Genomic DNA, 22172 nt, shown 5'->3' on the forward strand with positions numbered 1-22172 from the left:
ACGCACACCCGCGTCAACCGGTCCTGCGGGGTGGCCCGGCCCGTGCGCGTCCCACCGCCGGGCCCGGACGGTTCTCAGCCGGCTGCCGGGTGGTTCACGGTGACCGTGACCGCCTCGGGCGTGAGGAGGGCCTCCAGTTCGGCGCCGTCGGGCCTGCGCAGCCGGATCCGGTGGCCCTCCACGCGTACGGAGGCCTCCGGTTCGGAAGGCCCGCTCGCGGAGAGCCTCGTCGCGGCGACGAACAGGGAGGCCGGCCCGTCCGTGCTGCCGGTGAGGACGGGCAGCGCGGCCGCCGGCCCGTACGCGGTGCCGTTCGGTACGGGAAGGGTGAGGGCCGTGGTGTACCCGTGGACGTTCCGCATGGACGAGGCCAGCCTCGTACCGTCCGGCCTCGCGGCGACCGCCCGGGCGGACAGCCCGCCAGGGCGGCCCACGGCCTCCGTACCGTCCACGTCCTCCGTCGCGTCCACGACCTCCGTGCCGTCCACGGCCTCCGTCTCGTCCGCGACGCCCGTCTCGTGCGCGACCCCCGTGCCGTCCGCGACGCTCGTGCCCGCCGTCGCCCAGCCGCTGTGGCGTACCTCCGTGCCGGGCTCCGCGCCGGCGACCAGGTGGGCGTGGATCTCGTCCGCGCCGGCCGCCAGGACGACCGAGGTCACGGTGACACCGGGGAGTTCGGCGCCCCGGACGCGGGGCCGGTGGGCGGAGGCGGCCCAGCCGTCGCCCGCGCCGAGCGGGCGGACGCGGGCGCGCAGGCTGAGTTCGCCGTCGACGACGACGCCCACGTGGTTGTCGGGCGGGCCGTCGAACACCGGGCCGGTGACGGTGGAGTGGGCGAGGCGGGCGTACAGCGGATCGTCCGGCAGGACCTGGTCGGCCGGCTGGTCGTCGCTGCCGTGGTTGTGGAGCCGTACGACCCCGTCGGCGGCGGTGGACTGGATCAGCCAGCCGGGCCGGGCGAGCGGCACGACCGCGTCCCCGCGTTCGACCGGCGCGGGGTCCTCCACCGCCGTCCACACCGGGTGGCCGGGCGGAAGGAGCAGCCCGAGGAAGCCCTTGCTCGCCCAGTACGGCGAGGCGGGGCCCGAGTACTCCTGGACGAGCGGGAGATGGGGGCCGTGCCAGCCGAGGGTGAGCAGCCCGTCCGCGTCCATCGCGCCCCGGTCGACGAAGTGGCGCAGCGCGCCGGAGGCGATGCGGCGGGTGGCTCCGGGCGTGAGCGGGGTGTGGCCGGTGAGGGCGCCCGCCCACAGCGGCGCGGTGGCGGCGAAGCGGTAGGTGAGGGAGCGGCCCTGGTGCATCGGGGAGCCGTCGGCACCGAACGTGCGGGCGTAGCCGTCGAGGTGGGTGCCGAGGCGCGGGCCGTAGACGTCCGTCAGGCGGCCGTCGCCGGCCAGGTGGGCGTGCAGGACGGGGTAGAGGTGGAAGGCCCAGCCGTTGTAGTGGTCGAAGGCGCGCGGGCGGCCGTCGGTGTACCAGCCGTCACCCAGGTACCACTGCTCGATCTTCGCCAGGCCGCGCTCGACGGCGGCCCGGGCGGCGCCGACGACTTCCCCACCGGCCGCCTCCGCGCCGGACCCCGCCCGGGCCTCCGCGCCGCCCTCCGCGCCGAGCCCAGCGCGGGCCTCTGCGCCGGACCCCGCGCCGAACCCAGCCCGGGCCTCCGCGCCGACCTCCGTCAGGAAGCCGCCCACCGTGAACGGGAACAGCCACCAGTTGTTGTCGACGGGCCTGTGGTGCAGTGCTCCGGCCAGCCAGGCGGTGACCCGCTCCCGGACCGGCTCGTCGAGCCGGTCCCACAGCCAGGGGCGGGTCAGGCGCAGGGCGAGCGCGATGGAGGCGGCCTCCACCATCGGCTGGCCGCGGTCGCCGACGGCGAGCCAGGAGACCGGGTCGGCGCCGGTCAGCTCGCGGTCGCTGGTCGGGGTGCGGGTGCCCGCCGCCAGGCCTTCGGCGTAGCGCGGCAGGAAGCCGTGCGGATCCTCGCCGCGCGCGCCCGCGACGCGGAAGGCGGCCAGCAGGAAGGTGCGGGCGAAGCCTTCGAGGGCGTCCGACCGGGTTCCCGAGACGCTGGGCCGGGGTCCGGGCAGGGCGATCAGGGCGTGCCGGGGGCCTGCGTGGCGCAGGGCCGCGGTCAGCAGCCCGTCGGCGACCGCCTCCCAGTGCGCCCGGGTCCAGCCGGTGCGGGGGCTGAGGACGCGGTCCTCCGGGGGAAGCGGTATCGAGGACATGCCGTGCGCTCCTTGGTCCGATCGGCCCGGTCAGGCGGACCGAATCTAGGGAGGATCTCGATCGAACGTCAAGAAGTCCTGCACGTACGATCATTGATGATCGTTCGATCGATGAAGCCGGCCCTCGGGTGCGTGCGGGGTGGTCGACCCTCCGGCGCTCCGGACCCGCCTCCAGGACAAAAGGGTTGAAGCGAAATAAGTTCGGGCATAGTGCGGCGGGCCGATGGCGGCGCCGCAGCGTCCGAGCGCTTCGACAGGGAACGACATGGCCCACGCCGAGACCCACGACGACACCGCCGGAGCGGGACCCACGGCGCCGGCCGCGAAACTCACCCTCCTGACGCTCACCGCGATGGTCGTCGGCTCCATGGTGGGAGCCGGCGTCTTCTCGCTCCCGAGCCGCTTCGCACAGGAGACCGGTGTCGCGGGTGCGCTGATCGCCTGGTCGGTGGCCGGCCTGGGCATGCTGATGCTGGCCTTCGTCTTCCAGACCCTCGCCGTGCGCCGGCCCGACCTGGACGCCGGCGTCTACGCGTACGCCAAGGCGGGCTTCGGGGAGTACCTGGGCTTCTTCTCCGCCTTCGGGTACTGGGCCAGCGCGTGCGTCGGCAACGTGACGTACTGGGTGCTCATCATGTCGACGATCGGCGCGATCGCTCCCGCCCTCGGCGACGGGGACACGGCGCCGGCCATCATCCTGTCCTCCGTCGGCCTGTGGGGCTTCTTCCTCCTCATCCGCAGAGGCGTCAAAGAGGCGACGGCGATCAACAAGATCGTGACCGTCGCCAAACTCGTCCCCATCATCGTCTTCGTCATCCTGGCGCTGGTCTGCTTCGAACCGTCCGTGTTCGCCGACAACTTCGGCGGCGCCGACTACGCCGGCTCCCTCTTCAACCAGGTCCGGGGCACGATGCTCGCCACCGTCTTCGTGTTCCTCGGCGTCGAGGGAGCCAGCGTCTACTCCCGGCACGCCAGGCGGCGCGAGGACGTGGGGCGGGCGACCCTGCTCGGCTTCCTCAGCGTCTTCGCGATCTTCGCCTCGGTCACCATCGTGTCGTACGGCATCCTGCCCATGAGCGAGATCGCCGAGCTCCGGCAGCCCTCCATGGCCGGCGTCCTGGAGGCGGCCGTCGGCACCTGGGGCAAGGTCTTCGTCAGCGTCGGCCTCATCGTCTCGGTCCTGGGCGCGTACCTGGCGTGGACCCTCATGGCGGCGGAGGTCCTGTTCGTCGCCGCCAAGGACGAGGACATGCCCCGCTTCCTCGGCCGGTCGAGCGGGGACGACGTGCCCGTACCCGCCCTGCTGATGTCGACGGCCCTCAGCCAGGTGGTCCTGGTCGTCACGGCCTTCTCGGACGACGCCTTCACCTTCGCCCTCGACCTGACCAGCTCCCTGAGCCTGATCCCGTTCCTGCTGGCCGCGGCCTTCGCGGCGAAGATCGCGCTGCGGCCCCGGCAGGAGAAGGTCGCCGGGCGGAGCACGCGCGGCGAACTCGTCGTCGCCTCCGTCGCGACCCTCTACACGGCGTTCCTCCTCTTCGCGGCCGGGCTCAAGTTCGTCCTCGTCTCCTTCATCGTCTACGCCCCCGCCACCTTCCTGTTCGTCAAGGCCCGCAGGGAGCAGAACCGGCGCCTGTTCTCCCCGAAGGAGGCCGTGATCTGCGCCGTCTCCGTCGCGGGGGCCGTCGTCGGCGTCGTCGCCCTGGCCGTCGGCTGGATCGAGCTGTGACCCTCCGGGCCCGTACCCGCCGCTTCACCGGAAAGGCTGCTCATGACCCACCCCGAGACCGGTACCGGTACCGGTGCCGCGAAGCTCGAACTCGGCGTCCACTCCGAGGTCGGACGGCTGCGCAAGGTGCTCGTCTGCTCCCCGGGACTCGCCCACCGCCGGCTCACCCCGACCAACGCCGACGACCTGCTCTTCGACGACGTCATGTGGGTGGAGAACGCCCAGCGCGACCACGCCGACTTCGTCAACAAGCTCACCCAGCGAGGCGTCGAGGTCGTCGAACTGCACAACCTCCTCGCGGAGACCATGGCCATCCCCGAGGCGAGGGACTGGCTCCTCGACCGGAAGATCGTCCCCAACGAGGTCGGACTCGGCCTGGTCGACGACACCCGGGCCTACCTCGACTCCCTCGCGCCCCGCGCCCTGGCCGAGTTCCTCATCGGCGGCCTGTCCACGGCCGACCTGCCGGAGGACTTCCGCTCCGGCTACGTGGCCCTCGCGCGCGAGGGCGTCGGCGCACGGGAGTACCTGATGCCCCCGCTCCCCAACACCCTCTACACCCGCGACACCACCTGCTGGCTGTACGGCGGAGTCACGCTGAACCCGCTGTACTGGCCGGCCCGGCACGGCGAGACCCTCCTGATGAAGGCGGTCTACGCGTTCCACCCGGACTACAAGAACGCGACCGTGTGGTGGGGCGACCCCGAACAGGACTGGGGCCAGGCCACGTTCGAGGGCGGCGACATCATGCCCGTCGGCAACGGCGTCGTCCTCATGGGCATGAGCGAGCGCACGTCCCGTCAGGCCGTCACCCAGGTCGCCCGCGCCCTCTTCGACGGCGGCGCCGCCCAGCACGTCATCGTCGCCGGCATGCCCAAGCTCCGCTCCGCCATGCACCTCGACACGGTCTTCACCTTCGCGGACCGCGACATCGTCACCCTGTACCCGAAGATCGTGGACGCCGTGCACACGTTCTCCCTGCGCCCTTCCGACAAGGCGCCGGGAGTCGAGATCACCGACGAGGGCCGCACCGCGTTCGTGGACGTGGTGGCCAAGGCCCTCGGCCTGCCCCAGCTGCGGGTGATCGGAACCGGCGGCGACGTCTACGCCTCGGAGCGGCAGCAGTGGGACAGCGGCAACAACGCCGTCGCCCTGGAACCGGGCGTCGTCTTCACGTACGACCGCAACACCCAGACGAACACCCTGCTGCGCAAGGCGGGCGTCGAGGTCGTCACGATCGTCGGTGCCGAACTGGGCCGCGGCCGGGGCGGCGGCCACTGCATGACCTGCCCGCTGGTCCGCGACCCGGTCGCGTTCTGACGCGCGGGAAGCGGCCGGGTGCGCGCTGAGGCGTGCGGAGCGGTCGGTCGTGTCCTGAGGCGTACGGAGCGGTCGCCCGTGTCCTGAGGCGTACGGAAGCGGCCGGGTCCCGTGGGATCCGGCCGCTCCGTCCGTGCGCGCGGCGGCCCGGCCGAGGCGGCGGGGCCTCAGGCGGCGGCTTCCGGGCCGGCCAGCTGCTCCGCGAGCTCGCGCTCGCCCTGCTCGGAGAGCGAGGTCTTGAGCAGCTCTCCGCCGAACGGGGCCATCGCGGCGGCGAACCGGTCCTCCGTGACCTTCGTGGCCATGATCACGACCGCCGACGCACCGGGGTGGAGCAGTTCCTGGACCTTGCCGCGGAAGTTGTTGTCCACCCCCATCTGCTGGAGCTTGCCGATCAGGCCGCCGACGGCCGCGCCCACGACGCCGATGCCCGGCGTGAGGACGAGGATGCCCAGGACCATGCCCCACAGGGCGCCGGCGGTCGCCGACAGGGCGATGCCCTCGGTCCTGGACGGGGTGTCCACGTGGGTCTTGCCGTCCGCGTCGACCGAGACGACGGCCAGACCGGTCAGGTCGACCAGGTGCTCCTTGCCGAGCCGCTGGACTTCGGCGAAGGCCTTGTCGGCGACGGCGCGGTCCTCGTAGCCGAGGATGATGAGCTCGGACATGCGGATCTCCTTGTGCAGTGCTGTCAGTACCGCTGGGCCTTGGCCAGGCTCGCCGTGAGGACGGTCTCTGCGGGCTGCCGGCTGGTGACCAAGGGCTGTCTGCGCTCGCCCGGAGCGAGATCCTCCTCTCCGACGAACTGGGTTTCGACGACCTTGCCCGCGGAATCGACGAAGTCGACCTGGACGGCGTACGAGGCGGTGTCCTGGGTCTTGTTGGTGATGGTGAGGACGGCGGTCGTGACGCCGTTGGTCTCCGCCCGGGGCTTGCCGGTCAGCGCCACCTCGTCCAGCGCGTTCCCGCGCCCCTGTACGTCCTCCAGTTCCTCCTCGGCCTCGCGGCGCGAGCGCTCGGCCTCCGCCCCGACGGACGCCTGGCGGGAGGCTTCCCTGGCGGAGGCGGACGCGGCGGCGGACGAGGCGGCGGCGCGGGCGGACTCGGCGGCCGCTGAGGCCGCGGAGGCGAGTGCGGAGGGCGGCGATCCGCTGAAGGAGTCGGTGAGGGGCAGGGTCGGTCGTTCGCTGAAGCCGGTCCGGTCCGCGTCGTCGCCGTCGGAGCCGCAGGCGACGAGCGTCGCCGCGCCGCAGGCGATGAGGGCGACGGCGGCGGCCGCGCTCACGGCGCGGGAACGGACCGGGCGGCTGGGCCGCTCGGGTGAAGGGTTCACGGTGGTGTCTTCTCGGTAGGGGGTGGCTCGGGTCGGGGATGCAGGGAGACCAGGGGAGCGGAGGGAGTCAGGGAAGCAGGGGAGCGGAGGGAGTCAGGGAAGCGGGGGAGCAGGGGGAGTCCGGGAAGGAGGGGGAGGCGGCGGCAGGGGAGTCCGGGAAACGGCGGCTTCGGGGTTTCGGGGGCTTCGGCGGCACCGGGGGCCTCGGCGGCGTCGGGGCGCCGGGCGGGCCGCGCCGGGTGGGTCGGGCGGGTTGGGCAGGTCGGGCGGCTCGGGCTATCGCGGACCGGCGAGCTGTTCGGCGAGGTCCCTCTCGTCCTCGTCGCTGAGCGAGGTCTTGAGGATGGTGCCGCCGTGTCGGCGCATCGCCGGCGTGAACTTGTCGTCGGTGACCTTGGAGGCCATGATCACGAGCGCGGCGGCCCCGGGTTTCAGCAGATGGGCGACCTGCTGACGGAACTGGTCGTCGACACCGGACCTGCTGAGCCTGCCCACGAGGCCGCCGAGCGCGGCGCCGGTCAGGAGGCCGAGACCGGGGACGAGGAAGAGCATGCCGAAGATCGCGCCCCACACGGCTCCCGTCACCGCCGTGGTGCCCACGACCCGGCTGTCGGAGTCGACGTGGATGCGTCCGTCCTCGTCGACCCCGACGACAGCCAGGCCGTTGAGCTGCACGACGTAGTCCCGCTGGAGTTCCCGTACCGTCTCGGACGCTCTGTCCGCCGCGTCGGCGTCGTCGTATCCGATGACGATGAGCTCGCTCACTTCCGCCTCCTCCGTCCGGCCCCTCCGGCGGTCCGCCATGGAGCGGTTCCGCCCGAAAGGGCACGCATGCACGAGCTTGACCCGATATCCGCGAGGGCGCGACCTGATCGCGGCCCGTTGGTCCCTCCGGGTGGCGGGCCGGCGACGGGTGTGCGGGTCCTCCCGTCCGTCCCGTCGTGCGCCGGCCGCCCCGGGGCGGCCGGCGTCCCTCACGGCTCGTGACGGAGGGAATTCGCGAAGTAGTAATTAGGTGAATCGCAGACTGAATTACCGTCAACAGTTCGAACCGGTATATCTCGATTCGATAACGAGATCCTCGCAAAGGCCTGTACCTTTCGAGTGGGATTCCTCAACTCGCCTTATCTATCAGCAAGTTGAGTGGTCATCAGATCAAGCCGGGAAGGTAACGTTCTGATATCTCGACGGCCATTCCCGTTTGCCCGAATTCTCCACCGCGAACGTCTGACAGGCTTCCGCCACCCACTCCTCCGACCAAGGATTTGAGGTGCGCATGACCAGACATCGCAGGAAGCGGTCTGAACACAGACGCAAGCCCAGGGGGTTGATGCTCGCCACCGTCGCCATGGCGTCGGCGGCGGTGATCGCAGCCGGAATCACCTACGCCGGCATAGGGGGTGACGCCCAGGCAGGTACGTCCGCGGGCATACCGCAGGCCGGATCCACGACGGCACCCCTCGCGCCGGCCGCGGCACCGGCCCGGGACGAGGAGCCGGAGCCCCTCACCGAGAAGCCCGCCAACGACACCAAGCGCGGCATGGTCTACAACGGCCTCAAGGTGGCCGACAAGGGCGACCGCTGCACCGGCGTCTACCGCACCGACGCCGGGCACTGCACCCACGGGCCCGACGCTCCGCCCAAGGGCGTGAACATCAAGGCGGACGTGGCTCCCGCCGTGACCGCCAAGGCGCCCGCGGCCACCCGCCCGCAGGACGCGCCCGCCGCCGACGCCACCGGGGCCAAGGCCGCGGCCGCCGCGGCACCGGCGCCGGCCGCGACGTCCGGAAGCCAGGCCGTCGCCGCGGGCCCCGCGGGCCAGACCGTCCAGTGCGACGGCGACGGCAGCACCGGCAACCGCGTCCAGGTCGTCTACGTGCACGGCCCCGACCGCGACCGGTACGCCGAGTACGTCGCCTCGTTCCGCAAGTGGGCGGCCGACGCCGACCTCATCTACTCCACCAGCGCCAAGGAGACCGGCGGCGTACGGCACATCCGTTACGTCACCGCGGCCGACTGCACGCCGACCGTGCTCAACATCGAGCTCTCCGCCTCCGCGCTCGCCGAGTTCAGCGCCACCAACAGGGCACTCGCCGACAAGGGCCTCAACCGGCGCGACCGCAAGTACATGATCTTCGCGGACGCCAAGGTCTACTGCGGCATCGGCACCTTCGCCGGCGACGAGCGGCCGGGCCAGAACAACCAGAGCAACTTCGGTCCGTCGTACGGTCGTACCGACGCCGGCTGCTGGGGCGGTCACACCGCGGCCCACGAACTGGGCCACAACCTCGGTGCGGTGAACAACAGCGCGCCCAACACCAGCCGCGGCGCGCACTGCACGGACGAGTACGACGTCATGTGCTACTCGGACACGCCGTACTACCCGCAGATGCGGTACGTGTGCACCAACCAGGCCGCCGAGAACATCCTGGACTGCAACCACGACGACTACTTCCACACCAGCCCCAAGCCCGGCAGCTATCTGGCCACGCACTGGAACATCGCCGACAACCAGTTCCTGATGCGGTCCGGCGGCAGCACCACGCCCAACCCGAACCCCACGCCGACGCCCACCCGGACCCCGACGCCCACCCCCACGCCCACTCCCACCAAGCCGCCCACCGGCGGACCGGCGGTGACGGCAGGGCAGATCCAGTCCACGGCCGTCGTCGTGAGCTGGCCCAAGGTCGACGGCGCCGCCTGGTACCAGGTGCTGCTCGACGGCAGGCACCTGACCTGGGTGCAGTCGCAGGCACTGCGCATCTACAACCTCCGGCCCGGCACCGAGTACAAGGTCGCCGTCTCGGTCCGTGACACCGCCGGCCGCGACAGCGGCGCCGGACCCGCGACCACCTTCCGTACGGCCGGCGCGGGCGGCGGGGCGACGACCCCCGGCGCCCGCTACACCCTGGGCAACGCGGGCACCGGCATGGCCGCCGAGGTCTGGGGCGGTCGTTCCGCCGACGGCACCGTGCTCGTCGGGGCGCGGGCCACCGGATACGCCCAGCAGCAGTGGCTGTTCGACGACGCGGGCAACGGACTCGTCCGCATCCGCTCCGCCGTCTCCGGCAAGTGCCTGCAGACGGGCGGCGCCCCGGCACAGGGCATGTGGATCGCCCAGCAGACGTGCGGCAACGCCGCCACGCAGAAGTGGAAGCTGTCCGGCCGCAACGGCGCCGTCACCGTGACCGACCCGAGCGGCGGCTACGCCCTGACGGTGAGCAACCGCGCGTACTACGGCAGCTGGCTGCTCGACCTGCAGCGCACCAACGGCGGTGCGAACCAGGCGTGGACGGTCCAGAAGGTCTCCTGACCCCGGCCCGCACCCCTGCCTGAACCACGACGTCGGCCCCCGGGCCGACCCGGCGCCGGTGGACGGCTCCCCCCACGGTCGTCCACCGGCGCCACCGCACAGCCCCGCACCGCACCGCCCCGCACGGCGGTGCACTCACGCACCAGGAGCACCACGACGATGCGTACACACCGCGCCCTCCGCGCCGGCACGGGCCTCGGCCTCCTGCTCATGCTCTTCGCCCAGGTCCTGGCCCTGCCGACGTCCGCCCAGGCCCACGGCGACACGATCAAGGTGGTGGTGACCGGCCAGCGGGACGGTCACGTCACGACCGAGATCACCTGGGAGAACGACGGCGACGCCGTCGACGAGTCCGTCGCCGCCACGGTGAACGCGACCAGCCCCGACGGCTCCCGCTCCATGGGCCCGTGGGTGCTGGTCCGCGACCCGGGTTCACGCAAGGCCTGGCGCACCGCCGAGACCCTCGCCCCCGGCACCTGGAAGGTCACCGTCGACGTGGGCTTCCCGGCCCTCGGCAAGGCCGCGGCCGAGGTCTCGGTCCCGGTGGTCGACCCCTCGCCCCCCACCACCCACAACCCGCCCACCGCATCCGCCCCGGCCCCCACGACGGCGCCCACGGCGACCACCACGCCGACCCCGACCGCCGCTCCGGCCACGCCCTCGCCCTCCGCGAGCCCGAAGGCCGACGGCGCGAGCAGCGCGGTCGGCTGGTCCCTCGCCGGCCTGGCCGGCTTCGCCCTCGTCGGCGCCGCGGCGGGCGTGCTCGTACGCCGGACCCGCGCCCGCAGGCGCTGAGACCTGCCGGACCCGGCCGGGCGAACCACACGGGCCGTGCCACCAGTTGGCGCCGATCGGGGCCAGGCCGCCGAGGGCGCCGTTCCCCGCACCCGGGCACCGGCAGAGCGGCCCGCCGGCGGTGGCTCGCCGCGAGGGTGCCCCCGCCGAGGGCGCGGGCACGTCCGCGTCAGTCTCCGGCAGGGATCGGAGCCGGGGTGACCCAGGGGAACGCGCCGGTGGGCGGGGCGGGCGCGGGAGCGAGGCCGGGGCAGACGCGCCGGAAGGGTATGCCCGGTGCCATGGCCTCCCACTCGGCGGCGGTGGGGTTGGCCGCGGCGAGACGGCAGGCGCGGCTGACGGGATCGCGGAGCGTGGCGCCGAGGAGTGCGATGTTCCAGCGGACGGTCGTGCCCGGTTCGTTGTACGTGGTCAGGAAGGCGTCGTCGGACGAGACGGCGAGCGCCTCGGCCGTCGAGTCCAGCGTGAGCGACGTGACGGGGTGCGGCGCGGCGGGGTCCGCCACGTCCCACACGAGCACCTGGGTGCCGGGGCCGCCGCCCGTGAGCAGTCCGCCGTCCCGGCTGAACGCGTACGGCCCTTCGCCCCGGCTGTTGCGGAGCGGGGACAGGAACCTGGGCCGCACGGGGTCGGACACGTCGTAGAGATATCCGCTGAGCTTGCCCACCACGAGCGTCCTGCCGTCGGGAGCGAAGGCGTGCGGCTTGGCGTGCAGAGGGCCGGAGCCCCCGTCGGGAGTGGGCAGGGCCGACAGCCGGGCGGGGGCGCGCGGGTCGGTGACGTCGTACAACGTGGAGCCGACCGCGAGGACCCGGCCGTCGGGGTCGAGCAGGACCTTCTCGTGCTTCCCCGGAACGGTGCCCAGCCGCCGGGGCGTACCGGGCCGGGCGAGGTCCCACAGGGTGACCTCCTGGTGCCCGCCCACCGCCATCAGGTTCCCCGACACCGACACGCTCAGAGGGAGAAAGGAGTCGGAGGGGCCGAAGTCGCGTCGGAACTCCCGGACCGGGCGGCCGGGGTCCTTCACGTTCCACACGGTCAGGACGTTCCGCGGACCCTGGGTGACGAGGCGCCCACCGTCCGCCGAGAAGTTCTGTCCGCCGTAGGTGAGGCTCCCCGGCGCTTCTGTCCGGACCACACCTGCCGGCCGGCCCGCGGAGCGTCCTGTCAGAGGGATCAGACTCAGCCCGCGCTCGCCGGTGGCGACGGCCAGCAGTCGTCCCTCGGGGGCCAGGGCGTGCGGGACGCCCTGCTCGAACCACGGGTAGTGGCTCCGGACGGACGGCGAGACGTGCCGTGCGGCCACCGTGGGGGTCAGTCGATCCGTCAGCGACCAGAAGAACACGGAGCCGTTGGGGTCACCGCTGGCCAGGGTGCGACCGTCGGGCGCGAAGGCCAGTGCCGAGACGGTGGTGTCGTGTCCGGTGAAGACGGCGGAACGGACGGGCAGAGCCCCGGAGATGTCCCACAGGGTCGCTGTGTGGTCCGTGCTTCCCACGGCGAGAAGGCGGCCGTCCTCGCTGAGCGCGACGGCCTCCGCCGAGCCGCCGTGACCGCTGATCACCGCGGTACGCCGGGCGTCGGCAGGCCGGGTGACGTCCCACAAGCGGACCTGGGCGTCGCGGGACGCGACGGCGAGCGTGCGTCCGTCCCGGCCGAAGACCAAGGAGCGCGTCGGACCGCCGGTGCCGTCCAGCGCACCGAGGCTCCGTGGGCGGTCGGGGTCCCCGACGTCCCACAGTTCCACGCTCCCGTCCTGCCGGCCCAGTGCCAGGAGGGCGCCGTCCGGCCCGAAGGCCATCGCCTGGACGTTGCTCTTCCGCTGGGGGATGGACGCGCGGGCGCGGACGGTGCCGCGCCCCGGCACCACCGACCAGAGCCGTGTCTCCCCGACGGTGGAGGTGGCCAGCGACCGGCCGTCCGGGCTGAACTGCGACTGCTCCATCGTCCCCGGCATCGGGAGCGGCGCCATGCCCCGAGGCCGTGGGCGGTTCCGGTCCGCGAGCGAGAACCCGCCCACGGCGGCGGCCGGGTCCGCACCGGTGAGGAGCAGGGACGTGCCGTCGCCGATCCATACCGTGGGGTTCCCCAGGAAGAAGGACTCCTTTGCCACGACCTCGGCCAACCGCGACGGCTCACCGGGGTCGGAGGCGTCCCACAGTCCGACGACACCCTTGCCCCCACCCACCGCCAGCGTCCGGCCGTCCGTGCTGTAGGCCAGCGAGTCGACCGCTGCGCCGCCCGGCGCTTCGACGGAGCCCGCGTACTGCGTTCCGGTCAGCACGTCCGTCAGCGTGGCCCTGCTCTCCGGTGAAGGGGCATCGCGATACGCGGCGACGGCGAGCAGCAGCGCCGCTCTCGGGTCGCCACCGATGTTCGCGCGGGCGGCTGCCTGGAGTTGGCGGTTCCGGGCGGTCTCGCCATGGGCGCGGGCCTGGGAACGCTGCTCGTACGCCAGACCCGTGGCGATCAGTGCCGCGCACAGCGCCAGCACCGCCCCGCCGAGCGTGCGTTTCAGCCGCCGTGTGCGGCGGGCCTCCCGCTGTCGTTCCGCGTCGGCCGCCACACTGCCGGCGCGAACGAAGTCGCCGTCCAAGGGGCGGTCCAGCCGGCCGCGCTCCAGCAGGTCGCGGGCACCCTGCAGACGCGTCCCCCGGTAGAGATACGCCTGGTCGCGGTCGGCGTCCTCCCAGGCGTCGGCGGCGTCGGCGACCTGACGGCGGAGGACGAGTTCGGTGCGGTCCTCGTCGATCCAGTTCCGCAGCTTGCCCCAGGCGCGCAGCAGCGCCTCGTGGGAGATCTGGGCGCTGTCCTGGTCGAGGCTGACGAGCCGGGCGTCGATGAGCCGGTCGAGGAGGCCGCGCCCGCTCGCGGGCGACAGCTCGTCGATCGGGATCCGGCGGCGTACCGCGTCCTGGGAGGCGTCCGGGCCGACGTGCACCATCCGCAGCAGCAGTGTGCGCAGGGCCGTTCTCCCGGCGGGGTCGAGGCCCTGGTAGAGCTTGTCCGTCGTGGTGGTGACGGATTTCCAGATGCCTCCGGTGGCCTGGTAGCCGGCCAGGGTGAGGGTGGCGCCACTGCGACGCAACCAGGTCTCGCGCAGGGCGTGGGCCAGGAAGGGGAGCCCGGCCTGTCCTTCCGGGCCGCCCCTCAGGTCGTGCAGGAGACGATCGGTGAGGCCGGGCTGAAGACCGAGTCCGGCGGTGGCGGCGGGCCGTTCGACAGCGGCCCGCAGGTCGGCTTCGGTCATCGGCGGCACGTTCAGCCGGTGGTGGTCGAGGGCCCGTACGAGCTCCGGGTGGTCGAGGCAGCTGCCGTAGTGGTCGGCGCGCAGGCTCAGCACGACGTGCGGCCCTTCCTGGCGCCGCGAGGTCAGGAGACCGATGAAGCGGGCGCGTTCCCTGGCGTCGTGGCAGCGGGTGAAGACCTCCTCGAACTGGTCGACGATCAGCAGCCGGCACGCCGGGCGATCGGGCCGGGGCGGCGGAAGGCGACCACGGTCGAGCGCGGCGCGCACCTCCTTCGGATCCCGGCCGGATGCCCGCGCCCACAGGTCGGCCAGGGTGTGCATCGGCCGCGGGCCGGGCGCGGGCAGCAGGAGGACGGGCCAGGGCTCGGTGCGGCGGTCCAGGCGGGCGAGGAGCCCGGCCCGCAGCAGCGACGACTTGCCGACACCGGACGCGCCCACGAGGACCAGCGGGTGCGGGGCGTCACTCTCCACCAGGGCGGTCAGTTGCTCGACGAGCGCGTCCCGGCCGTGGAAGTAGCCGCTTTCCTCGGCCGGGAAGGGCTTCATGCCCGGGTACGGGCAGGGCACGTCGGCCGGTGGGACGTCGTCCGGGCCGGAGGCGGCGCGATAGGCGGCGTTGGGGGCGAGGACCAGTTTGTCGAGCGTCCCCTCGCTCTGCCGCCGCGGATGAACGGGCCCGTCCCTGAACGTGCGCGCGAGCGAGGTGTGCAGATGATCCAGGGTGAGCAGCGGCGGGCCGGCGGGGTCGCCCGACTCGAGGAGTCGGAGGAGTTGTCCGCCGAACAGCGTGTGGCGCTCGCCCTCGGGCGCGTAGGAGAGGGCGAGGTACGAGGCCGAGCTGAGCAGGAAACTGCCGCTGGGGCGCACGGAGACGAACGGGCCGGCCGGCCGGCCGCCGTCGTCGGGCGCGGCGGCCAGCCCGGAGAAGCAGCAGTCCAGGATCACCACGCTGCCCCCGGCCGCGCGGCTGAGGAGCCCCTTGAGCGTGTGGTACGGCACAGCGCCGGCCACCTGCTCGGCGGAGCGGCTGGTGCGGGTGGCGAGATAGAGCTCGTCCCCGGGTCCGAGCAGCCCGTGCCCCGTGTACAGGAGGAGCACCACGCCGGTGGCTTCGTCGACGACCCGCTCCACGGCGGCGACGACATCCTCGGGACGGGCGTCGGCGGGAATCCGGTGGACCCGGTCCTCGGCCATTCCGCAGACGGCGTGCAGCACGCGCTGCAGGTCGTCGAGTGTCGTGTCGACGGACGGCAGGTCCGGCAGTGCCGAGCCGGCGATGTGATGCCCGGTACCGACGAGGACCGCGTGGACTCCCGGCGCGGCGAGGGCATCAGGGCTCGTGGGCGGCTCGTGGACGGTCACGAGGTGTGCGGAGCGTCGTCGCGGGGGGCGACGGGGCGGCCGGGCTCCGCACGCGGGCCGGAGACGCGGTCGCCGTCATCCTGGCGGCCGTCATCCCGGGCGCTCTCGAGCGGCATACGCGGCCCCGTCCTCGTCTCGACGGTCCGCACGGCATCGTCCGAGCCCGCGCTGGGGGCCGGAAGCCGCACGTCCGCGGGCGGGTCGTCGTCGGCGGAGTCGGCCGGCCTGCTCACCCCCGCCACGTCCTCCGCCAACCGACGGGCCAGGTCGGTCGTCTGCTGGGCGTTCAGCCCGCGCACATGGGTCGCGGAGATGCTGATCTCCGTGCCGTCGGGGCGGGTGATGGTGATCGTCTGGCTGCCCCGGCGCGTCTGCGCCCACGCGACGACCGCTCCCGCGAAGACGGCCGCCACCCCACCGGGGGCCAGCACCGCGAGCAGGGCGTCCGTCGCGATGCCCATGGCACCGCCCGATGGCTCGGTGTGTGCCGCTCGGCTTCGAACCCGCCCGCGCAGCAGGGGTTCCGCCTGCAGCCACCGCAGTAACGCGTGGGCGTCGTCCGGCCCTTCCCCGACTACCGCTATGCGTATGTCCATGACCATGCCCATAGGGTAGGACGACCGCGGCCGCCGCACTCGGTGGTTCCGACCACCCTTCCCCGGGGCGATGCCCTGCGCGGAAGCCGGCGGCATCCACGGCATCGCCGGTCTCCTCCGGCGGGCACGCGAGACGGCACCTTCGCGGGTCTCGCAGGACGTCGAGCGAATCGGGCACAGCGGGGGAGGGCCGGGAACGGTGAGCGACTCCGGGTCGCGGACACACTCTGTCCGCAATCCTCGCTAGCGTGCCTCCATGGCCCTCACGACGACCACGCCCCCGGTCCTCTCCGACCGCGCACTCAACCGTGCCACCCTCGACCGGCAGTTGCTGCTCCGGTTCGCGCCGGGCTCCGCCGAGTGGGCGGTGCGCCATCTCGTCGGGCTGCAGGCGCAGAACACCAAGCCGCCGTACTACGCGCTCGCCGCCCGCCTCGACGGCTTCCGGCCCGAGGACCTGTCCCGCCTGATGGAGGACCGGAAGGTCGCCCGGATCGTCACGCTGCGGTCCACCGTCCACACCCACACCGCCGACGACGCCGTCGCCCTGCGGCGCCTCGTCCAGGACGGGGCCGTCGATCGCGAGTTGCGGATGTTCCTCAAGCGGCTCGACGGCGTCGACCTCGACCGGCTCGGCGCGCTCTCCGCCGACTACGTGGAGGAGCAGCCCCGCACCCTGAAGGAGCTGCGCGCGCATCTGCTCCGGGAATGGCCCGACGCCGACCCGCAGGCCCTCGGCGCCGCCGCCCGCTGCCTGCTCCCGCTGGTCCAGGTCACGCCCCGCGGGCTCTGGGGGCGCAGCGGGCAGGTCGCGCTCACCACCGCCCGGCAGTGGTTCCCGGGCACCGTGGACGACGACCCCGCCGACCTCGACGAGACCGTGCTGCGCTATCTCGGTGCCTTCGGGCCCGCCTCCGTCCGGGACATGCAGGCCTGGTGCGGTCTCACCCGGCTCAGGCCCGCCTTCGAACGGCTCCGCCCCGGCCTCCTCGTCTTCCGCGACGAGCGCGGCACCGAGCTGTTCGACCTGCCCGACGCGCCCCGTCCCGACGCGGACACCCCCGCCCCGGCCCGCCTCCTGCCCGAGTTCGACAACCTGCTGCTGTCCCACGCCGACCGGACCCGGGTCGTCCCCGCCGCGTACCGCTCCCGCACCTGGACCGGCAACCAGGCCCACCGGGTCTTCCTCCTCGACGGGTTCCTCGCCGGGATCTGGCACCTGGACGAGGGCAGGGACCGGACCGTCCTGACCGTCGAGGCCTTCGGACGGACCACCCGCACCCAGCGCGCCGAGCTCACCGCCGAGGCCGAGCGGACCCTGCGCCTCCTCGGCCCGCGCGACGTCCCGTACGAGATCGTCCACGCCACCCGTCCCTGATCCGCCGGACGGAACACCTAGAGCAGCGCGCCCGCCCTGCGGGCCGCCACCACCGCCTCCAGGCGGTTGTGCGCGCCCAGCTTGCGCATCGACGAGCGCAGATAGCCCTTCACCGTCTCCGGGCTGAGGCCGAGCCGCCGGGCCACCGCCGCGTTCGTCGCGCCCGACGCCACCGCCGCCAGCACATCCGTCTCGCGCGGGGTGAGGGCCACCTCCGGGACCCGGGCCGCCCCGGCGGCGGACGACGCGGACTCCAGGCGGCCGCACACCGCGAGCAGCCGCGCCCTCAGCTCCGGGTCGGTCACGCCCGGCGCCAGCTCGCGCAGCTCCCCGTAGGCCTGGCGCATCTCCTCCCGCTCGGCCACGAGCCGCCGCACCTCGTCCCGTACGGCGAGCGCCTGCTCCACGTCCCGGGCGGCCGCGACCGCCGCGTCGAAGACCCGCTCGCCGATCGGCAGCGCGTCGCGCAGCGCCCCGTACAGCACCCCGCGCACCTGCCGGCGGACCACGACGGGCACCGCGATCACCGAGCGGAGCCCCTCCATCGACACCGGGCCGTCGTACTCGTGGGTGATGTGCCGGGCCGAGGGGTAGTCCGTGACCGCGCAGGGCCGGGACAGGGCCAGGCACTTCCCACCGAGACCCGAGCCCGCCGAGACCGTCAGCCCGACGAGCGCCGGCGTCACCGCCCCGCTCGTCTCGGCGATCCGCAGCGCGCCGCCGCCGGGGTGCAGCAGCCCGCCGAACACCACCTGCAGACCGGTGCCGCGGCGCAGCCGCAGCAGGGCGCCGCGCACGTCGCCGTCCACCGACTCGTTCTGCTCGGGCACCGGACCTCCTCGTCGCCATGCGCGATCTCCCCCCGAACGGGGGTAGTGAGACCTGGGTCACCGATTACACGATGTCCGGGCACGGTCCCGCAACGAGGAGGACGAGGACGCATGACCGCAACGAGCGCGCCGGAGCCGACGGAAGCGACGGAAGGCTTCCGGGCCGCCCGCGACTTCCTGCTCGAGCACCGCGAGGACTACGAGACCGCCTACGCGGGCTTCGCCTGGCCCCGCCCCGAGCGGTTCAACTGGGCGCTCGAATGGTTCGACGTCATCGCCGCCGGCAACGACCGCACCGCGCTGCACATCGTCGAGGAGGACGGCAGCGAGGTGAAGGTCGGCTTCGCCGAGATGTCCGCGCGCTCCAACCGGGTCGCCAACTGGCTCCGGGCGCGGGGCGTCCGCGCCGGCGACCGCGTGATCGTCATGCTCGGCAACCAGGCCGAGCTGTGGGAGACCATGCTCGCCGCGATGAAGCTGCGGGCCGTCGTCATCCCCGCCACCCCGCTCCTCGGCCCCGCCGACCTGCGCGACCGCGTCGACCGCGGCCGTGCCCGGCACGTGCTCGTACGGGCGGAGGACACCGCCAAGTTCGACGACGTGCCCGGCGACTACACCCGCATCGCGGTCGGCGGCGCCGGTGCCGGCTGGCTCCGCTACGAGGACGCCCACGCGGAGCCGCCGGCCTTCGAGCCGGACGGTCCGACCCGGGCCGACGACACCCTCATGCTCTACTTCACCTCGGGCACCACCGCCCGCCCCAAGCTCGTCGAGCACACCCACACCTCGTACCCCGTCGGCCACCTGGCCACCATGTACTGGATCGGCCTCAGGCCCGGGGACGTGCACCTCAACATCTCCTCGCCCGGCTGGGCCAAGCACGCCTGGTCCAACCTCTTCGCCCCGTGGAACGCCGAGGCGACCGTCTTCATCCACAACTACACCCGCTTCGACCCCGCCCGGCTGATGGCGGAGATGGACCGGCACGGCGTCACCAGCTTCTGCGCCCCGCCCACGGTCTGGCGCATGCTGATCCAGTCCGACCTCGGCCGGCTGACCACCCCGCCGCGCGAGGTCGTCGCCGCCGGCGAGCCGCTGAACCCCGAGGTCATCGAGAGCGTGCGGCGCGCCTGGGGCGTCACGATCCGGGACGGCTTCGGCCAGACCGAGACCGCCGTGCAGGTGTCCAACAGCCCCGGTCAGCGGCTCAAGGAAGGCTCCATGGGCCGTCCGAGTCCCGGCTTCCGGGTCACCCTCGTCGACCCGGTCAGCGGGCGGCCGGACGTCGAGGAGGGCGAGATCTGCCTCGACCTGTCCGAGGCCCCGGTGGGCCTCATGACCGGCTACCACGGCGACCCGGAGCGTACGGCCGAGGCGATGGCCGGTGGCTACTACCGCACCGGCGACATCGGCTCCCGGGACGAGGAGGGCTACGTCACCTACGTCGGGCGGGCCGACGACGTGTTCAAGGCCAGTGACTACAAGATCAGTCCGTTCGAGCTGGAGAGCGCGCTGCTCGAGCACGAGGCCGTCGCCGAGGCCGCCGTCGTCCCCGCCCCCGACCCGCTGCGGCTCGCCGTCCCGAAGGCGTACGTCGTCCTCGCCGCGGGCTGGGAACCCGGCCCCGACACGGCGAAGGCGCTCTTCGCGCACTCGCGCGAGGTGCTCGCCCCCTACAAGCGGATCCGCCGCATCGAGTTCGCCGACCTGCCGAAGACCGTCTCCGGCAAGATCCGCCGCGTCGAGCTGCGCAGGCTCACGGCCCAGGGCGACACCGGCACCGAGTACACCGAAGGAGACCTCGCATGAGCCGCAGCGGCAGCGCCGGACTCTCGTACGCGCACGGGGTGTCGGACACCGCGCTCCTCGGCGACACCATCGGGGCCAACCTCGACCGGGCCGTCGCCGCCTGGCCGGACCGCGAGGCGCTGGTCGACCTGCCGACCGGACGGCGCTGGACCTACGCCGAGTTCGGCGCCGACGTCGACCGGCTGGCCGGCGCGCTGCTCGGCAGCGGCGTCGCCAAGGGCGACCGGGTCGGCATCTGGGCGGTCAACTGCGCCGAGTGGGTGCTCGTGCAGTACGCCACCGCCCGCATCGGCGCCATCATGGTCAACATCAACCCGGCCTACCGCGCCCACGAGTTGGAGTACGTGCTCAACCAGGCCGGGGTCTCCCTGCTGTTCGCCTCGCTCACCCACAAGAGCAGCGACTACCGCGCCATGGTCGAGCGCGTGCGCGGTTCCTGCCCGGCGCTGCGGGAGGCCGTCTACTTCGGCGACCCGACCTGGGACGAACTCCTCGCCCGTACGGCACCGGAGGGCGTCACGCCCGCGCCGCTGTCCTGTGACGACCCGGTCAACATCCAGTACACCTCGGGCACGACCGGCTTCCCGAAGGGCGCCACCCTCTCCCACCACAACATCCTCAACAACGGTTACTTCGTGGGCGAGATGATCGCCTACACGGAGCAGGACCGGGTGTGCATCCCGGTGCCCTTCTACCACTGTTTCGGCATGGTGATGGCCAATCTGGCCGCCACCTCGCACGGCGCGTGCATGGTGATCCCGGCCCCTTCCTTCGACCCGGCCGCCACCCTGCGCGCGGTGCAGGCGGAGCGCTGCACCTCCCTCTACGGCGTGCCGACGATGTTCATCGCCGAACTGGACCTGCCCGACTTCGCCTCGTACGACCTCTCCTCGCTCCGCACCGGCATCATGGCGGGCTCGCCCTGCCCGGTGGAGGTGATGAAGCGGGTGGTCGCCGAGATGAACATGTCCGAGGTGTCCATCTGCTACGGCATGACCGAGACCTCGCCGGTGTCCACCCAGACCCGGCGCGACGACGACCTGGAGCGCCGCACCGGCACCGTCGGCCGGGTGATGCCGCACGTCGAGGTGAAGATCGTCGACCCGGCGACCGGCCTGACGGTGGAACGCGGCACGGCCGGTGAGCTGTGCACCCGCGGCTACGGCGTGATGCTCGGCTACTGGGACGAGCCCGCCAAGACCGCCGAGGCCGTCGACGCGGGCCGCTGGATGCACACCGGCGACCTCGCCGTGATGCGCGAGGACGGCTACGTCCGGATCGTCGGCCGCATCAAGGACATGATCATCCGGGGCGGCGAGAACGTGTACCCGCGCGAGATCGAGGAGTTCCTGTACGGGCACGCCAAGGTCGCCGACGTCCAGGTCGTGGGCGTGCCGGACGAGCGCTACGGCGAGGAGATCCTGGCCTGCGTGATCCCGCGCGACCCGGCCGACCCGCCCACCCTGGAGGAGATCACGGCCTTCTGCCGGGACCGCCTCGCCCACTACAAGGTGCCGCGCCGGGTGGAGATCCTCGGCGAGTTCCCGATGACGGTCAGCGGGAAGGTGCGGAAGGTGGAGCTGCGGGAGCGGTACGCGGCGGGCTGAGCGGACGCTGCGGGCCGACGGCGCACGGCGCGGTGGCGGTGCGCGGGCCGGCGGCGGCGCGCGGACCGGCGGTCTCGGCGGGGCCGCCCGCGTCCGCCGGCGTGAGCTCGCGGCGCATGCACACGCGGGGCCAGGCGGCGAGACCGTGCGCCGCCTCGGCCCGGGCGATGGCGCGCAGTCCCCCGGTGAGGGCGGGATCGCCCTCGTCGAGGCGGCGGAAGCCGAGCCGGGTGTAGTACGGGGCGTTCCACGGCACCTCGGCGAAGGTGGTCAGGGTCAGTGCCGTCAGGCCCTGCTCGCGTGCCGTCCCCGCCAGGTGCTCGATCAGCGCACGGCCGACGCCGCGCCGGGCGGCGTCCGGATGCACCGAGACCTGTTCGATGTGGGCGGCGCCGTCGACGGTGTCCGTGAGCAGGTACGCGACGGGCCGGTCGGTCGCGTCCACCGCCACCCAGGCCCGGCCCGCGCGGCGGTAGCTCTCCAGGACGTCCAGCGGCAGGGGGTCGTCGTCGGCGATCTCCGCCATGCCGAGGGGACGGAAGGCCTCGCCCGCGGCGCGTTCGATGTCCTGGAGCAGGAGGAGTTCGGTCGGTACGGCCACTCGGATGCGCATACGCCA

The 22172-nt window shown here is 73.2% G+C and carries 15 protein-coding genes; 7 read left to right on the forward strand and 8 right to left on the reverse strand.

What is annotated here, in order from left to right:
* Positions 1 to 74: 74 nt before the first annotated feature.
* Positions 75 to 2231 carry a DUF2264 domain-containing protein gene (locus tag ESG85_RS29070; RefSeq protein ID WP_128984152.1) on the reverse strand — a complete coding sequence of 719 codons (2157 nt, stop codon included), beginning with the start codon at positions 2229 to 2231 and terminating at the stop codon, positions 75 to 77.
* A gap of 265 nt (positions 2232 to 2496) precedes the next feature.
* Here ESG85_RS29070 and ESG85_RS29075 point away from each other — a divergent pair, with 265 nt between their 5' ends.
* Positions 2497 to 3960 carry a basic amino acid/polyamine antiporter gene (locus ESG85_RS29075; RefSeq protein WP_128984153.1) on the forward strand — a complete coding sequence of 488 codons (1464 nt, stop codon included), beginning with the start codon at positions 2497 to 2499 and terminating at the stop codon, positions 3958 to 3960.
* Between the two features lie 42 nt (positions 3961 to 4002).
* Positions 4003 to 5280, forward strand: coding sequence for an arginine deiminase (locus ESG85_RS29080; protein ID WP_128984154.1), 1278 nt, complete (start codon positions 4003 to 4005; stop codon positions 5278 to 5280).
* Between the two features lie 167 nt (positions 5281 to 5447).
* Here the strand turns inward: ESG85_RS29080 and ESG85_RS29085 are convergent, their stop codons facing one another.
* The 3 genes from ESG85_RS29085 to ESG85_RS29095 form a co-directional block, all read right to left on the reverse strand.
* Positions 5448 to 5948 carry a DUF1269 domain-containing protein gene (locus ESG85_RS29085; protein ID WP_128984155.1) on the reverse strand — a complete coding sequence of 167 codons (501 nt, stop codon included), beginning with the start codon at positions 5946 to 5948 and terminating at the stop codon, positions 5448 to 5450.
* Positions 5949 to 5971: 23 nt separating this feature from the next.
* On the reverse strand, positions 5972 to 6613 hold the full coding sequence (locus ESG85_RS29090) for a hypothetical protein (RefSeq protein ID WP_128984156.1): 642 nt from the start codon (positions 6611 to 6613) through the stop codon (positions 5972 to 5974).
* A gap of 276 nt (positions 6614 to 6889) precedes the next feature.
* Entirely contained in the window at positions 6890 to 7378 is a 489-nt protein-coding gene (locus ESG85_RS29095; protein WP_128984157.1) for a DUF1269 domain-containing protein, read from the reverse strand.
* A gap of 565 nt (positions 7379 to 7943) precedes the next feature.
* Here ESG85_RS29095 and ESG85_RS29100 point away from each other — a divergent pair.
* Positions 7944 to 9926 (forward strand): RICIN domain-containing protein, encoded by a 1983-nt coding sequence (locus tag ESG85_RS29100; protein ID WP_246095357.1) that lies wholly within the window; start codon positions 7944 to 7946, stop codon positions 9924 to 9926.
* 159 nt (positions 9927 to 10085) lie between these two features.
* A complete protein-coding gene (locus tag ESG85_RS29105; protein ID WP_128984158.1) occupies positions 10086 to 10721 on the forward strand; it encodes a hypothetical protein in 636 nt (211 codons plus the stop codon).
* Between the two features lie 169 nt (positions 10722 to 10890).
* On the opposite strand, the gene ESG85_RS29110 is transcribed toward ESG85_RS29105, so the two are convergent.
* Positions 10891 to 15333: a WD40 repeat domain-containing protein gene (locus ESG85_RS29110; protein ID WP_128984159.1), complete on the reverse strand. Its 4443-nt coding sequence runs from the start codon at positions 15331 to 15333 to the stop codon at positions 10891 to 10893.
* Complete coding sequence (locus ESG85_RS29115) at positions 15330 to 16034, reverse strand: effector-associated constant component EACC1 (RefSeq protein WP_342781431.1); 705 nt, start codon at positions 16032 to 16034, stop codon at positions 15330 to 15332. The genes ESG85_RS29110 and ESG85_RS29115 overlap by 4 nt, the downstream gene beginning before the upstream one ends.
* 151 nt (positions 16035 to 16185) lie before the next feature.
* Here ESG85_RS29115 and ESG85_RS29120 point away from each other — a divergent pair, with 151 nt between their 5' ends.
* The gene (locus ESG85_RS29120) at positions 16186 to 17307 is read left to right on the forward strand and encodes a winged helix DNA-binding domain-containing protein (RefSeq protein WP_128984161.1); all 1122 of its coding nucleotides are present in this window, start codon (positions 16186 to 16188) and stop codon (positions 17305 to 17307) included.
* 17 nt (positions 17308 to 17324) lie between these two features.
* Here the strand turns inward: ESG85_RS29120 and ESG85_RS29125 are convergent, their stop codons facing one another.
* The gene (locus tag ESG85_RS29125) at positions 17325 to 18137 is read right to left on the reverse strand and encodes a helix-turn-helix transcriptional regulator (RefSeq protein ID WP_128984162.1); all 813 of its coding nucleotides are present in this window, start codon (positions 18135 to 18137) and stop codon (positions 17325 to 17327) included.
* A gap of 111 nt (positions 18138 to 18248) precedes the next feature.
* Here ESG85_RS29125 and ESG85_RS29130 point away from each other — a divergent pair, with 111 nt between their 5' ends.
* Both ESG85_RS29130 and ESG85_RS29135 read left to right on the forward strand, forming a co-directional pair.
* Positions 18249 to 19946: an AMP-binding protein gene (locus tag ESG85_RS29130; protein WP_128984163.1), complete on the forward strand. Its 1698-nt coding sequence runs from the start codon at positions 18249 to 18251 to the stop codon at positions 19944 to 19946.
* Positions 19943 to 21553: an AMP-binding protein gene (locus ESG85_RS29135; RefSeq protein ID WP_128984164.1), complete on the forward strand. Its 1611-nt coding sequence runs from the start codon at positions 19943 to 19945 to the stop codon at positions 21551 to 21553. Before ESG85_RS29130 ends, ESG85_RS29135 begins: the two co-directional genes overlap by 4 nt.
* On the opposite strand, the gene ESG85_RS29140 is transcribed toward ESG85_RS29135, so the two are convergent.
* On the reverse strand, positions 21501 to 22166 hold the full coding sequence (locus tag ESG85_RS29140; RefSeq protein ID WP_128984165.1) for a GNAT family N-acetyltransferase: 666 nt from the start codon (positions 22164 to 22166) through the stop codon (positions 21501 to 21503). The genes ESG85_RS29135 and ESG85_RS29140 overlap by 53 nt on opposite strands.
* Between the last annotated feature and the right edge of the window lie 6 nt (positions 22167 to 22172).

The organism is Streptomyces roseicoloratus (assembly GCF_004117935.1).
Classification (GTDB): Bacteria; Actinomycetota; Actinomycetes; order Streptomycetales; family Streptomycetaceae; genus Streptomyces; species Streptomyces roseicoloratus.